At 33.7% G+C, this 15049-nt stretch carries 16 protein-coding genes, 1 tRNA gene and 1 other RNA gene; 13 read left to right on the top strand and 5 right to left on the bottom strand.

What is annotated here, in order from left to right:
- On the bottom strand, window positions 1-228 hold a 228-nt coding region (locus tag BUB96_RS09885; RefSeq protein ID WP_200789103.1), incomplete at its 3' end, for a transposase.
- Window positions 229-476: 248 nt separating this feature from the next.
- Between BUB96_RS09885 and BUB96_RS09880 the strand changes: the two genes are divergently transcribed.
- Window positions 477-920 (top strand): immunoglobulin-like domain-containing protein, encoded by a 444-nt coding sequence (locus tag BUB96_RS09880; RefSeq protein WP_073298658.1) that lies wholly within the window; start codon window positions 477-479, stop codon window positions 918-920.
- 110 nt (window positions 921-1030) lie between these two features.
- On the opposite strand, the gene BUB96_RS09875 is transcribed toward BUB96_RS09880, so the two are convergent.
- Window positions 1031-2743: an NFACT RNA binding domain-containing protein gene (locus BUB96_RS09875; RefSeq protein WP_073298657.1), complete on the bottom strand. Its 1713-nt coding sequence runs from the start codon at window positions 2741-2743 to the stop codon at window positions 1031-1033.
- Between the two features lie 207 nt (window positions 2744-2950).
- Between BUB96_RS09875 and BUB96_RS09870 the strand changes: the two genes are divergently transcribed.
- Genes BUB96_RS09870 through BUB96_RS09850 form a run of 5 tightly spaced genes read left to right on the top strand, consistent with a single transcriptional unit; the run spans window position 2951 to window position 6805 of the window.
- Window positions 2951-3397 carry a MarR family winged helix-turn-helix transcriptional regulator gene (locus BUB96_RS09870; protein ID WP_073298656.1) on the top strand — a complete coding sequence of 149 codons (447 nt, stop codon included), beginning with the start codon at window positions 2951-2953 and terminating at the stop codon, window positions 3395-3397.
- A 36-nt stretch (window positions 3398-3433) separates the two neighbouring features.
- Window positions 3434-4099 carry a DUF1510 family protein gene (locus tag BUB96_RS09865; RefSeq protein ID WP_073298655.1) on the top strand — a complete coding sequence of 222 codons (666 nt, stop codon included), beginning with the start codon at window positions 3434-3436 and terminating at the stop codon, window positions 4097-4099.
- A 30-nt stretch (window positions 4100-4129) separates the two neighbouring features.
- Entirely contained in the window at window positions 4130-5359 is a 1230-nt protein-coding gene (locus tag BUB96_RS09860) for a YcjF family protein (protein WP_073298654.1), read from the top strand.
- 50 nt (window positions 5360-5409) lie between these two features.
- A complete protein-coding gene (locus BUB96_RS09855; protein WP_073298653.1) occupies window positions 5410-5850 on the top strand; it encodes a Fur family transcriptional regulator in 441 nt (146 codons plus the stop codon).
- Between the two features lie 40 nt (window positions 5851-5890).
- On the top strand, window positions 5891-6805 hold the full coding sequence (locus tag BUB96_RS09850; protein ID WP_073298652.1) for a diacylglycerol/lipid kinase family protein: 915 nt from the start codon (window positions 5891-5893) through the stop codon (window positions 6803-6805).
- Between the two features lie 112 nt (window positions 6806-6917).
- Here BUB96_RS09850 and BUB96_RS09845 read toward each other — a convergent pair.
- Window positions 6918-7006 (bottom strand) — tRNA-Ser (locus tag BUB96_RS09845).
- 300 nt (window positions 7007-7306) lie between these two features.
- Between BUB96_RS09845 and BUB96_RS09840 the strand changes: the two genes are divergently transcribed.
- Window positions 7307-7561: a hypothetical protein gene (locus BUB96_RS09840; protein ID WP_073298651.1), complete on the top strand. Its 255-nt coding sequence runs from the start codon at window positions 7307-7309 to the stop codon at window positions 7559-7561.
- Between the two features lie 155 nt (window positions 7562-7716).
- Here BUB96_RS09840 and BUB96_RS09835 read toward each other — a convergent pair whose 3' ends face one another.
- Together BUB96_RS09835 and recU are read right to left on the bottom strand one after the other, a co-directional pair.
- Entirely contained in the window at window positions 7717-10320 is a 2604-nt protein-coding gene (locus BUB96_RS09835) for a transglycosylase domain-containing protein (RefSeq protein WP_143274320.1), read from the bottom strand.
- Between the two features lie 122 nt (window positions 10321-10442).
- Entirely contained in the window at window positions 10443-11060 is a 618-nt protein-coding gene (gene recU / locus BUB96_RS09830) for a Holliday junction resolvase RecU (RefSeq protein WP_200789109.1), read from the bottom strand.
- A gap of 76 nt (window positions 11061-11136) precedes the next feature.
- Here recU and BUB96_RS09825 point away from each other — a divergent pair, with 76 nt between their 5' ends.
- The 6 genes from BUB96_RS09825 to BUB96_RS09800 all read left to right on the top strand — a co-directional run.
- The gene (locus tag BUB96_RS09825; RefSeq protein ID WP_159431740.1) at window positions 11137-11712 is read left to right on the top strand and encodes an SLOG family protein; all 576 of its coding nucleotides are present in this window, start codon (window positions 11137-11139) and stop codon (window positions 11710-11712) included.
- Window positions 11713-11782: 70 nt separating this feature from the next.
- Window positions 11783-12109, top strand: a complete 327-nt coding sequence (gpsB, locus tag BUB96_RS09820; protein WP_073298648.1) for a cell division regulator GpsB — start codon at window positions 11783-11785, stop codon at window positions 12107-12109.
- Between the two features lie 14 nt (window positions 12110-12123).
- An RNA gene (rnpB, locus tag BUB96_RS09815) (RNase P RNA component class B) lies at window positions 12124-12501 on the top strand.
- Between the two features lie 122 nt (window positions 12502-12623).
- Complete coding sequence (locus tag BUB96_RS09810) at window positions 12624-13754, top strand: THUMP domain-containing class I SAM-dependent RNA methyltransferase (RefSeq protein ID WP_073298647.1); 1131 nt, start codon at window positions 12624-12626, stop codon at window positions 13752-13754.
- Window positions 13755-13946: 192 nt separating this feature from the next.
- Window positions 13947-14411 carry an 8-oxo-dGTP diphosphatase gene (locus BUB96_RS09805; RefSeq protein WP_073298646.1) on the top strand — a complete coding sequence of 155 codons (465 nt, stop codon included), beginning with the start codon at window positions 13947-13949 and terminating at the stop codon, window positions 14409-14411.
- A gap of 83 nt (window positions 14412-14494) precedes the next feature.
- Window positions 14495-15049: IS30 family transposase (locus BUB96_RS09800; protein WP_143274300.1), on the top strand; the 555-nt coding region annotated here is incomplete at its 3' end.

The following is a 15049-nucleotide window of genomic DNA, read 5'->3' as shown; positions in this document are numbered from 1 at the left end:
AAGCGTTCCAACACGTGTGGTATACGCTCGCTCGTAATAGCCATTCCGTTGGCTTCTTCGATCATTCGTTCTTTCATATTCCTGGGCTTGGATATATTCCGTTCGTTGTTCTTCCATCAGTTGATTGAAAATGGTGGTTAAAATATTTTTCGATACGTCATCTTTGACAGAATGTTCAATAATGCTTTGAACCTCTTCGTTATTCAGTGTAAAATGTACTTGGGTCATATGAAGTCCTCCTAGGTATGTTTTTGCGTTAAAAACATTGTACCGTAAAAGGACGTTTATATGGCCTTTTTACTTTTACACAATTATATGGACTTTATCAATACTCGTCAATTAATAGCCCTTTCTATTCTTTATTTAAAAAGTATTTTAGAATGAAGTTTATTATTCTTGAACTGAATATTTCTTCCTGCTAAGCTAAAAATGAAAATAAATCAAATTAAAATTATTCTCAAAGGAGAAAATCTAAAATGAAAAAAATAATAGCCTTGCTAAGTCTTACCTTAATGAGTATTTTTATTTTAACAAGTTGTGGGACAAATAACTTAGGAGAGGAATCACCTTATGGAGAAGATGTTAATAATCTAGATGGTGTTTCTATAGAATTAAACAAAGATACATACAAACCGGAAGGAGATATTTTTGAACTGACAGTAATAAATGATTCTGAAGAAGATATATCATACGGCGTGCCTTATACGCTAGAATATTATAAAGAAGACAAATGGTATGAAGTTGAACCAGATAACGAAATAGGTTTTGTTTTGATTCTTTATACTTTATCTCCAGGAGATGAAGCTTCAGATGAAATTAACCTTGATTCTTATGAGCCATTAGAAACTGGTCGCTATCGAGTATTGAGACAAATTGGTGATGAAACACTGACCACTGAGTTTGAAGTGGCTGAAGAATAAATAAAAGACCATGAAATAATTCTAAACGTTTAAAATAAAGAAGACGAATAAAAAAGTGTTAAAGTTTTGCTCGGAATCATAAATCCAAGTCTAACTCTAACACTTTTTGTTTACTCATTTTTTTCAATATTTTGTTTTAAACGTTTTATTAATTTTTTGTCGGGCGTAATAAAAATAGTTTGTTGATTATTGTAAATGACATATCCAGGCTTTGCGCCATTTGGCTTGTGCACATTTTTAATTTGAGTATAATCTACAGGAACGGAGGAAGACATGCTAAATTTGCTGTGATAGGCAGCTAAATGTGCAGCTTCTTCAATCGTTTCTGCATTAGGATCATCGTTTCGTATAACGACGTGAGAGCCCGGTATATCTTTCGTGTGTAACCACCAATCAGACTTGTTTGCCGTGCGCATTGTTAGTTGATCATTTTGATTATTGTTTTTTCCGACCAAAATCAATGTCCCATCAGAAGAATAATATTTATCTGGCTGGCTCTTATTTTTTCTATTCTTCTTACTTCGTTTTTGTTTTCTTAAATATCCTTCGGTACTCAATTCTTCTCGGATTTCTTCAATATCTTGGCTAGAAGCAACATCTAATTGTGTTAATACAGAATCAATATAATCTATCTCTTGTTCTGTTAATGGAATTTGAGTAGCTAAATGTTTTTTACGATTTTTTAATTTTTGGTATTGGCTAAAATACCATTGTGCATTTTCAGCTGGAGATTTTTGTGGATCCAAGTTAATTAGAATAGATTGGTTATCATTATAAAAGTTTTCTAACTCTATTTTTTCCATTCCTTTTTCAACTTGATGCATAAAGGCCGTTAAAACTTCGCCTTTAATACGGTAAGCTTCAGCATCATCAGCACCTTTATCTTCTTGAATCAATTTTTTGCGTTTTTTGACATTCTTTTTTCGTTCATTTTTTAATATCTGAGATAAGTCATTTGTTTGTTGATGAACTCGATCCTTTTCTGCTTTGTTTTCATAGTATTCATCTAATAATTCAGATAGATAATCAAAGGATTCCTTTTCTCCCTCAATGGAAGAATAGGGCAAGGCAGTAAAAGATGAACGATTTCCTTGCTCGGTTAGTGTCGGTTGATATTGATTCTCTCTATATGGCTGTAAAAATTGATTAAATCTATTCAAATGCTTTTCTTCTTTATTATTTTCAATCTGATAAAGAAGCTCTACAGCTGAATCTTTCCCAAATCCTTGGAATAAAGACTGTATCGAACGAATTTTCTCTTTTCTATTTTCACCAACAGCTTCAAAATCTCCTGAGAAGTGAAAGGGATCTATATTGTCTTGTTTGGGAGCAGGACGGTATTGAGCACCAGGCAAAAGAGTTCTATAGGTGTTCATGCTTGGTGGAACGTGTCGAATAGCTTCATAAAGCTTATTTTCATCTTTGTTTACAAGTAATATATTACTATGGCGTCCCATAATTTCAGCAATTAGGTAGTAATATTGTTCATCACCTAATTCATCACGTCCTGTAAAAACAAACTCTATGATCCGATCATTTTCTGTTTGCTGAATATCAACAAGCTTCGAATTTTCAATATATTTACGAAGAACCATACAAAATTGAGGGGGTTCTTGTGGATTTTCAAGTCGTATGTTGGTTAAGTGTACTCGAGCATATTGAGGATGAGCCGATAATAGTAATTGATAATTTTGTCGATTGGCTCGTATTCTAATTAATAATTCGTTATTAAAGGGTTGATGTATTTTGGTAATTCTTCCATTTAAAATATGTTCTTTTAATTCATAAACTATGGCATGTGTAAATAAACCATCGTAAGACATAATATCACCTTCTATAAAAAGTCTGCTTAATTATAACATTTTTAGATACTAAATGCACAAATTACAAATTTGACAAAAAAACGATATGAATATAACATTAAAAGTTGATTACAATACTTAAGAATCGTTTACTAGAACTGGCTTTTGTGATATAGTTGAATGGTACAATTAAGTAGTTTTATGGGCAAACTAATAGGAGGAATACAAATGACGCAAACAGTAGATATTAATGATTTGCTTGAAAGATTGAGTGTTTTTAATAATCAATTTTCTCATATAAAACGAGTAATTTTAGATAAGCAAAAGTTAAATTCGTCCACTGTAAATTTAATTTCTATTATTGGAAATGAAACAATGACTTTAAAGCAAATAACTGAAATAAGTGAACTAGATAAATCAACAATCTCTCGACAAATTAATGGTTTGGTAAAAGAAGGATTAGTGATTAGAGAAACAGGTAAAGATAAACGTTTTTCCTTTTTTGAACTATCAGAACATGCTAAAATGATGTATCGACAGTATCAAGAAGATTTCAAAGATTATTTTGATCATACGCTAAAAGGATGGACAGAAGAAGAAAAACACATGTTTTCTGTTTTAGTAGGACGTGCGAATTATAGTATGTCTAATGCCTTAGATAAACAAATTAAATAAATCTATTAATTAACGAAAATAATTGAGGTGTAAAAAATGAGTAAGAATCAATCTAGAAAAGAAAGAAAAAAGCAAGAAACGAGTCCGAATACAGAAAATAGACCAGAAAGAAGTTCTGGAATTAGTAAAATTTATTACTATATTATTGGATTTTTATTTTTGATATTATTATTATTAGTTATTTTTATTTTTACTCGAGGCGGGGATAAAGTGAAGTTAGAGGATGAGAATACGAATGAATCTGCCTTAATTGAGAATAATGAAGAAGATAATAATAGTGCAACAGATAAAAATGACGAAGAAGCCACCACTAAAGAAGAAACAGATGAATCAGAAGAGGAAAAAGACGATTCTTCAGACGAGAATATCGAAGAGGATTCAGAAGAAAATCAAGATACTGAAGAATTAGCACCTGGTGAATCTGCAGTAGTGAACGAGGATGCACCCCACGATACAGAACATGCAGTTGACTATAACGAAGGGTCTGCTGACCGAACAGCTATTAAAAATGAAATAATGACTGCTACAGGTCTTAATGATGATTTAATAGAATGGTGGGTAGGAAATGATGGTGCAGGTCGAGTTGAGGCCACTGTTTCAAATAGAGATGAAACAGAAATTTATCAAGTCCATTTACAATATGGTGATGGAAACTGGCATGTACTAAATTATGAAAGAATTAATGCCGTTCCAAATAACTAAACATCAAAGAATGGAGTTAGGTGTCTAATAATGAAAAATTTTGATAAGCATTTTGATGTCGCTCAAGAAATATTAGATCTAACCGATAAAGAGTTGAAAAATTTAGCTCCAGTGAATATCCTAATGATAGGAAAGAGTGGGGTAGGAAAAAGCACATTAATAAATAGTGTGTTCCGTGAACGGATAGCTGAAACAGGAATTGGGAAACCTGTAACAAAACATTTACAAAAAATTACTCGTAAAGATGTCCCTATCACAATTTATGATACTCGAGGTTTAGAACTTGATCCAAGCGTTCAAAAACAAGTGAAAGATGAAATCTATAAGCTTATAGCAGATAATAAGGGAACAGAAGAAGCTCTACATGTAGCTTATTATTGTATCCAGGCAACTTCATCAAGAATTGAAGAATCAGAAATTAAAATGATTGAAGAAATCTCGAATAAAATACCCGTTATATTAGTTTTAACTCAAGCCATTGGAGAGCAAGTAAAAGAATTTCAACAATATATTGAAGAAATGAATTTAGATATAGCTGCTGTGCATAGCGTATTAGCGGAACCCTATGTCATTTCAAAGGATTATACGGTTCAACCTTTTGGATTGAAAGAATTAATCGAGAGGACTTTTAATTTAATTCCAGATAGTGTACGTAAAGCTTTTACGAATGCCCAGCGAGTAGATATCGAAAGAAAAGTTGAGACAGCGAAAACCTGGGCCACTAGATATATAGCAACATCCTTTGGGGTGGGGTTTGTGCCTATACCATTCTCCGATGCCTCAATTCTTGTACCTATGCAAGTAGCTCTTTTAGCGCATATTACGGTGATCTTTGGTGTTCCAATTGATAAAGCAACAATATTAAGTATTATAGCTGCCGTTGGAGGAACTGGATCGGCTACCGTCGTAGGCCGCTCTGTGGTCTCAAATGCTTTTAAATTTATTCCTGGACTAGGAACGGTTGTTGGCGGGGTTATCAGTGGAACTACTGCATCTATTGTAACAAGAGCTTTGGCGTATAGTTATATTCAAGTATTAAAATTATTAGCAAGCAGTGAATTATCAGGTCAGGAGACATCTACAGATAAAATTGTATCTATGATGCAAAAACAATTTAAAAATTATATTAAAGAAAATAAGCGAGAGCTGAAAAATGAATCGACTCAGTTAAACATGAGTAAAGATTCTCCACTTTCAAAAGTTGAAGTTGCCAGAAGAACCGTAAATAATTTTTTAGATAAATTAAAAAATAGGTTTTAAATAAAATCTACTTTTAAACAACTGGATTCCGGAAAGGAGAAAAATAGAACATGAACGACTTAGAGGCTAAAATAGAAAAATATGTAAAAACTTTAAGAGAAAATGATATTCGCATGACTTCCCAAAGGTATGCAATTTTAAATAATTTAGCGTCAGAAGATAAACACCCTACAGCAAACGAAATTTATGAAGATTTAAAAGATGAGTTTCCTAATATGAGTGTTGCCACAGTATATAACAATTTAAATTTCTTTATGCAAGCAGGTATTGTGAAAGAATTACCTTTTGGTGATGGATCAAGTCGTTTCGATTTAACAGATACTCAACACTATCATGTTATCTGCAATAATTGTGGAAAGGTTGTAGATTTCAACTATCCGGGATTAGCTGAAGTAGAAAAGGTCGTTGAGTCTATAACGAATTTCAAAGTGGATGGTCACAGTTTTAAAGTGACCGGTCTATGTGAGGATTGTCAAAAATTAAACCTTTAATTTTGCAAGATATTATTTTATCTGAGAAAGGATATTTTTTATGAAGCAAGTGTTAATAATTGTTAATCCAAATTCTGGAGATAAATCAGGCGAAACAGTTGGAAATACACTCCAGGAACAGCTGGAAGAAAATAAAATTGAAACGAAGATCTATCAAACAACTGGAGAAGATAATTTTAAAGAACTCATTCAAACTGAAATGGATAATAATTTAGATTTAGTGATAACACTTGGAGGAGACGGTACAATTTCTGAGGTTATTAATGGCATTGCTCCATTAGAACAACGCCCTAAAGTTCTTTCCTTACCCCTAGGAACAACGAATAATTTTGTGCGAGCGTTAGGTATGGAATTAGATTTAGACCATCTTCTGTCAGCTATTGAAGAAAATGATATAGAGGAGAGGGGAGTAGATGTAGGGCGCATAAATGATCAGTATTTTATAAGTACCGTTTCAGTGGGCTCAATTCCTGAAGTCGCTTGGAAAACAGATGATCATATGAAAGAAGAGCTCGGTTCTTTAGCTTATATATTTGAAGGAGCAAAGGTAATCAATGAATTTACTCCTCTGGATATTCAAATAGAATCTGAAGAAGGAAATCATGTTCTTGATGATGTCTTTTTAGTGATTATCGGTTTAACCAATAGTATTTTTGGGATTCAAAGATTTTTTGATGAAGCGACTTATGATGATGGAAAAATACATTTTTATGCGTTGAAAAAATCCAATTTAATTAATGAAGCCAGTTCTATCATAAAACATATAATAGATAGAAATAATGAAGAAGAGGTAAATGATGAGTTATCCTTTGTCACTTCTTTTAAAAAAGCAAAAATTAGATCATCAAGTTCATTAAATTCGGCTATAGATGGAGAAAAGGGACCAGAATTCCCATTAGAACTAGAAGTGTTACATAAGCATATCACTTTTTTAATTCCTAACTTAAAAGAATAATACCAAACCAATCAGACTATAAATAAGTAATCTAATTTTGATTTTCTAATAAAAAAACTCTATAACGAAGGGTTGGGAACGTTATAGAGAGAAATAATTATTCTTTTTTTAACGGAGAATAAGGGATTTGAACCCTTGAAACGGCGTTGGCCGTTTACACGATTTCCAATCGTGCTCCTTCAGCCACTCGGACAATTCTCCAGAGTTGTAACAACTTTTTAATAATAGCATGACTTTTTATTTTAGTCAAATAGGACTGAAAAATTTTATGAATAAAACGTTATAGGAAACTTTTTATAGATTCCTTTCTAACTAGGAATTTAGAGAGGCTCATCAATTGTTTTTCAGTTTCTATAAAGCATTTACGTAGAAGTTTTTGAATCTAAAGTAACGTAATAGTCAAATTATGAATAGAAGAAACCTAACTTTCTTCATAAATTTATGATATATTACTAAAGTTAATAATATTGAAAGAAATGAAACAAATTTAGGAGTAATATAATGAAAAAGAGTAATGGTAAATACTTTGTTGGTGTTGGAGTTCTATTGATTATCGCAGGTATCTTAATTTTTTCTGATGATGGAGTTATTGGAATTATCGGTATTATATTTGGTTTATATAATTTGATTAAGGGAATTCGTCTCCTAAGAGGAATTCAACCGATGCTAATTCGCAAACAACAAAAACGATATGATCATGATAAGGAAGAACTAAGGGATAAATTTGAAGAAGCAAATAAAAAGGATAAGGATTAATAATTCTTTAAAAAAATAGAAAAGCATCCGTTTTAAAAAAAGGTCATATGTCCGTCTATATTTTGCTAGAATGCTTAATATAGATATGGATCATATGACCTTTTATATGAGTTATTATTGAATCTTAACGTTTCAATTACAGATTAATGTTGTATTTAACGATTTTCTTCTTCGGTTTCATTATTTTCATCATTAGTATTATTTTCTGGCTCATTGCTATCATCATTTTCTTCTTCTTCTGGAGGACTATCCTCTCCGGTATTCTCATTTTCTTCAGGTTCTTCAGGAGATTCAGGTTTTTCGGTCTCCTCATTTTCTTCTTCTTCCTCAGGCTCTTCCTCCTCAGGTTCTTCTTCTTCTTCCTCCTCCTCAGGTTCTTGTACCAATATATTCACTTCGGCAGCAGGACCTGTTTCACCTTTTACTTGTACGGCAACAGTAATCGTTAATTCTTCTCTAGGTGGGTTAGATATTGTAAAGTCGGTATCGGTTTGAACATTTTCCTGTCCATTCACAGATACAATATACTTAACTTCTTCATCAATATCGTCTGGCAATTCAAAAGCGTTCCATGAAACTTGAACTTCATCTTCTTCAGCTAGATATTGAGCACTTAATCCAGTAGGGGCGCTTAATACATAGTCAGGTTCTGCTGTTTTATTCGGTTCAGTTCCTCGAACGAATAACTCTTTAACAGAGTTACTGCTTCCTGATGAAGCTAAAAGCGGAGGATTGGACCCTTTTTCAATAGATTCTTCAACCACTGAGTTTGGTCGTTGCCAATCTCTAGTCTCTAAATCACTAACTAATCGACTCATTGAGGATTGATAAATGAGTCGAGCGAGTTTTCGTGAGCCGTCACTGAAAGTCAAATTATGTCCTTCTTCGAACTGATCGTCATATCCCACCCATACAGACATCGTATAATAAGGAGAGTAACCGACTAACCAATTATCTGGAACACCATCTGAAGGAATATTAGCTTCTGAGATTTGTTCACTCGTATAGTTTGTTGTCCCAGTCTTAGCTGCATGGATATATCCAGGAATGGTCAAATCAGCACTATAATAAGAAATAACATCTTTTAGCATATCAGTAACCATGTATGCTGTGTAATCTTCCATAGCTTTGTTTGAACTAGGCTCCAAATTCGTTTCTTCGCCATCTAAACTCACTACTTTTGTAACTGTATGAGGTTCTGTATAAGTTCCCTGATTGGCAAATGCGGCATAAGCACCTGCTAATTCAACAGGAGTCATTGTTCCGTTAAACGCACTAGAACGGACCAATCCCTCTGAACCAGGGGAGATAGTAGAGGTATCAACACCTAACCCTTTTAAGAATTCAGTAATTTCACCATGACGGTTTCCTAAATGTTCTTCATCATTAAAGAATTTAGCTGCCGGTATATTTCGAGAATCTACTAAGGCATCACGCATTGACATTTGTCCACGATAAGCATTGTCATAATTACTTGGAGACCAATCGCCATTTGTATAAGGCTCATCGACAATTTGTTGATAGGTTGAATAGTTCAATAATTCTATAGCTGGTCCATAGACAGTTAGCGGCTTAATGGTCGACCCCACGCTTCGATCTAGACCAGTTGCTCGGTTTCTAGATAATTGTCCTTCTAATTTACGTCCACCAATTAAAGCAGTCATTTTTCCAGTAGTTGAGTCAACTAATGAAGCGGCTGTTTGAATTTCATCATTTGGGAAATTTACATAATCATCTGTATTTACAGTATCATATAAAACTTGTTGAGCTTGAGGATCATAGTTTGTATAGATTGTTAGGCCTGCAGTATATGGATCATAATTTGTTTTTTCTTCAACTTCATCAATAACTGCTGTTAAGTAGCCATCGAATACAAGTGTGTTTTCATCTTCTTCTTTTGGCTCTTGTAAACCTTCTGTTACGGGAATCTCTTTAGCCTCATCCGCTTCAGCTTGAGTAACGGAGCCAAACTCAACCATTTCATCTAAAACAATATTTCTTCGTTTTTCAGCTTCTTCTGGATTTTTATAAGGGTTATAGTAATTTGGTGCTTTAGGCATCCCGGCAAATAAAGCTGCTTCATGAAGTTCTAATTCACTAACTGATTTTCCATAATATTGTTCGGCAGCCGTCGCAACACCATAGACATTTCCACCCATATGGATACGGTTGAGATATAATGTCAGAATTTGTTCTTTAGAAAGTTGTCGTTCTAATTGTATAGCTAGCCAAGCTTCTTGAGCTTTTCGTTCAAGGGTTTGATCCTCTTGGAGGGATGAAAAAACTGAATTTTTAACTAATTGTTGGGTAATCGTACTTCCACCACCCACAATTTGGCCAGCATTTGTTACATATCCAACGGCAGCACGGGCAATACCAATAGGATCAATTCCTATATGCTTTTCAAATCGGCGGTCTTCAATGGACATTACTGCCTCGCGTAATACTTTCGGGTATTCGTCCGCCGAAGCATACTCTCTTTCTTCCCCACCAAGAGAGTAGAATACCTCGCCATTCATATCTACTAAGTCTGAGGAATAGGTTCCGGTTAAATCTTCTTCCGTTATTTCTGGAGCTTGAGCAGCATAATAAGCGAACAAGCCTAAACCACTTACTCCAGCAAGCAAAATTAACCCTAAAATTCCTAGCAAGATTTTCTTTCCTAATCCCATTTTATTGGACGTTTTCTTTTTAGTTTTCTTTTTGTTTTGTTTTTTTCTTTCTGACCTTGACATCGTCTCTTTTTCAGACTTTGACACGTCAATCACCTTCTCTTCATTTCTCTAGAAAACATTTATTATTTATCAAATATATAGTAATATAGTACAAAAAACATCATTTGTCATCTTATTAGAATAAATAACACTTAAGCCAAACAATTTTACTTTCTACTTTCTATGAATTGATCCACTATTTTTAGATAGGGAATTCGCGGATTAAATCCATATTCAATGAGGAAATTTTCTTTTTTTATGGCTGAAAGCGGAATTGATTTTCGGCCTTTTTCTTTATATTGCTGATCCCACCATTTAAATAGGAACTCAGAGCTTAATAAATAAATTTCATCAAGCGTTACAAAGCGCAAGATAGTAAAGCAAATCCCACCATGCTCAACGCTTTTTTTCATATGGTTGATTTGATGTCCATGAAAGTTACTTAATGGGAAAGAGGTTTTATTTTTTGTCTCTTTAGCCTCAAAATCTAAATAATAGCCTTTGTAAACACCATTGTAATCTGTAGTAGAGGAGCGTCGATAATAAGCTTCTGTGATTTTTGCGGCTTCTCGTTTAGGATAATCAACCTTAACTACTTGTATTGGTGTTGGTTTTTTATGAATAACAGCCATGTTATCATCTAAATATTGTTTATTTGTTAAGTTTATTTCTTTTTCTAGGCTCATTCCTCGGTTACTATAATTAGAAGATTGTTCTTTTGATTGAGAATTATAGTTCTCTTTATTATAATGGTAAGGTTGGCCATTAGGATAATGAATTTTCAGTGGACTCATCCTTCCTTTTTTATATATGATAATAATACCAGACAAATATGTGTTCGTAAAAGCTGGAGGTGACTTTTTGGAAAAAATATTAATTAGTGGCTATCGTTCCTATGAATTAAATATATTTAATCAAACTGATCCAAAATATAAATACTTAAAAAAATTTATTGAAAATCGCTTAACAACCTTTATTGAAAATGGAGTAGAATGGTTTATTATTGGAGGAGAGCTAGGGATTGAACTTTGGGCAGGAGAAATTGTTTTAGAATTAAAAGAACAATATCCAGAAATTAATCTTGCGATTATTCTTCCTTATACTTCTTTTGGAGAGAATTGGAATGAAACGAATAGAGGTCTCCTTGAATCTGTGATCCATCAAGCTGATTATGTTAACTATACCTCAAGTAAGGACTATGAATCCCCAAAACAATTAAATGCCAATCAAGTATTTAATATTCGGAATACAGATGGAGCGTTTCTTATTTATGATACAATGACAGAAGAAGCTGCCGCTGGTAAACCAAAATTTTTATATGATTTAATTATTCAATACCAAGAAAGAACAGAATATGAATTACATTTGGCTTCTTTTGAAGAAATTGAATTTTTCATTCATGAATACGAAGAATTTCACGGCGGAATTGATAAGTAAGCTTTATATTTTAAGTAAAATGTGTTAATATAGATTTAGAAATTAACAAGTGACTGGTGAGGTGACAGTAGTGAGAGCATTAACTCAAAGAGAAATTGTAGATAAAGATTTTAAGACAAAACTTCGAGGGTACGATTCAGAAGAAGTAGATGAATTTTTAGACTTAATTATTCAAGATTATAAATCATTTCAAGATGAAATTGATGAATTAAAAGTGGAAGTTGAACGTCTTGTTGAAGAACTGGATGAAACTTCTAAGCAATCTGATTATAGAGTACAAAGTCAAGGGACGAATCAATCAACAGTAACGAACTTTGATATCTTAAAAAGATTGTCTAACTTAGAGCGTCATGTTTTTGGTTCTAAGCTAGATGAAGAAGATAGTGTAGAATATTAAAAATTAATTGTGTAATTTATGGATAATTGCGCATTCTTTTTGAATGTGAGTAAAGTCCATGCTCACACAAGCTGAGAAGCTTGTAGTGTTCATGCGTGTCCAAACAATAAGACACGGTCTTTTATGAAAATAAAAGAAACGGCAGTTAAACGAGCTAAGGCTTTGCTATGCTCAAGTAGACTTGAAAGTGCCACAGTGACGAAGCAACAACGGAAACGTTGTTGGTGGAACGGGTAAACCCCATGAGTGAGCAACCCAAACTACGGTAGGGGCACTCTTTTCGCAGAATTCAATGTAGAAAAGAGGCGATTACGTTTAAGTAATCGCAGACAGATAATTATCTCTGGAAAGATTGCCTAAGATTTTTCCTAGACAGAACATGGCTTACAATAAATTACACATATTAGGAAAATAATTATATCCTCCCGGTTTTTATGAGGGAGGATTTCTTTTTGAAAATAAATGTACATTTTCATTTTTAAAAGATTTACTATTTGGAAGGAGGAAAATAATAATGACAACTTTTAACTTAATTGCAACCTGTGCTGCAGGTGTTGAAGCATTAGTTGGTGATGAGCTACGTGATTTAGGATATGAAGTTCAAGTAGAAAATGGTCGTGTGCGCTTTGAAGGTACTGAAAAAGATATCGCAAAAACGAATCTCTGGTTACGTGTCGCAGACCGAATAAAAATTGTTGTAGGTGAGTTTGAAGCCAAAACATTTGATGATCTTTTTGAACAAACCAAAGCTCTTCCATGGGATAAATATGTCCCGATGGATGGTAAATTTCCAATTGCTGGAAAATCAGTAAAATCAACGTTACATAGCGTTCCTGCTGTTCAAAGAATTGTAGATAAAGCAGTTGCTGAAAGTATTAAAGAAACGTACCATCGCCGAGGAATGCTCTCAGAAACTGGTGCAGAATATCCAATTGAGATTAGTATGAGAAAAGATCGTGCGATGTTAACGCTTGATACTACAGGAGATAGTCTATTCAAAAGAGGGTATCGGACAGAAAAGGGTGGCGCTCCTTTAAAAGAAAACTTAGCTGCCGCTTTAATCGCTTTAACAACTTGGCGAAAAGATCGACCATTTGTAGATCCTATGTGTGGCTCGGGAACTATACCCATTGAAGCTGCTTTAATCGGACAGAATATTGCTCCAGGCTTTAATCGATCCTTTTTATGTGAGGAATGGGATTGGATGAGTGAAGAAATGTGGGAAGAAGTTCGAGCGGATGCAGACAATCAAGCAGATTATGATATAGAACTTGAAATTTATGGTTTTGATATGGATGAGAACATGATAAAGATTGCTGAAAAAAATGCTTTAGCAGCAGGAGTCTCTCATAATATTACCTTTAAACAACTAGCGGTTGCTAATTTCAAAACAGATGAAGAGTTTGGGATTATGGTTACAAACCCACCGTACGGAGATCGTATGGGAGAAGAAGAAGCCGTTCACGAGTTGTATAAAGAATTAGGACAGGCTTTTCGCCCACTCAAAACGTGGAGTAAATATATTATTACGAGTGACTTGGACTTTGAAAAATATTACGGAGAACGTGCTACAAAAAAACGTAAGTTGTACAACGGAGCGATCCGAACAGATTACTTCCAGTTTTGGGGTAAAAGGAATAAATAATTCTTACAAATAAAGTTCAAAGGCTTATTTTAGCTTTTGAGCTTTTTTCGTTTCTATAATTTATGATGCTGTTTACCTTACATATGAGATAAGAAGTGACTATTGTCAGACTTTACTGACAATGGTTCCTTTATTTGATAATATAAATGTATATTTATTTTAAGAAGCGTATTATGAAATTAGGTGTAAAATATGACAAGAAGTGAACCGACAATATTTACAAACATGTGTATGGTCTATGATGATAAGGGAAATATATTAGTACAAGATCGAAAAAGTAAAGATTGGCCGGGAATTACATTCCCTGGAGGCCATGTGGAGAAAAATGAGTCTTTTGTTGAATCTGTTACACGAGAAGTTTTAGAGGAGACTGGTTTAACCATTAAATTTCCTGAACTATGTGGAATCAAGCAATTTCAAGATAAAAATGGAGCTCGATATATTGTCTTACTTTATAAAACGAAACATTATTCAGGAGCCATTCAGTCTTCAGAAGAAGGGGAAGTTTTTTGGATAAAACGTAAGGAATTACTAAAATATCCGTTTGCGAACGACTTTGAAGAAATGGTTGAAGTCTTTGAAAATGACCGTTTAAGTGAATTTTATTATTTTGAAGATGAAGAGAAGGAATGGGCGTTTAAATTACTTGAATTGTAAAATTAAGCTAGAAATATAAATAAACCATTTATGGTACACTCAAAATAAATTTCCAACCAAGAAAATTAGGAGAGTGACCACAAATGGCCTACACACATCTTACCAAAAAAGAACTCGGATGGATAGAAACTTATTATGAAATTGGATTAAAACCCTATAAAATCGCTAAGAAACTTGGACGTTCAAATCAACCGATTTATAACGTTATTAACTTCCTGAAAGAAGGGAGAAACGTTAGTGAGTACTACGATCGTTATAAACAGAACAAAACAAGATGTGGTGCAAAGAAAAAGACTTTTACAAAAAAACAGACTGAATACATCAAAAATCGAGTGACTGACGGTTGGACACCAGATGTTATTATGGGTCGAGGAGAAAAAGACCTCGGCTGTTCCATGTCTACACTTTATAGACGATTCAAAGATAGTGCGCTGTTTGATGTAACGACGTTACCTATGCAAGGAAAACGAAAACCCAATGGCCACCAAGAAACTCGAGGAAAACAAGGAGACAAAAGAACTCTTGACGATCGAAAGACGGCTTATCCTTCTTATAAAAATGAATTTGGCCATCTAGAGGGTGATACAATTATCGGTAAAAATCATAAGAGTGCAGTTATTACCTTTGCCGAAAGAGTG

The sequence above is a fragment of the Atopostipes suicloacalis DSM 15692 genome, assembly GCF_900129085.1.
GTDB lineage: Bacteria > Bacillota > Bacilli > Lactobacillales > Carnobacteriaceae_A > Atopostipes > Atopostipes suicloacalis.
The sequence above is the reverse complement of the archived record's forward strand: the minus strand, read 5'-3'. Positions and strand labels throughout refer to the sequence as shown.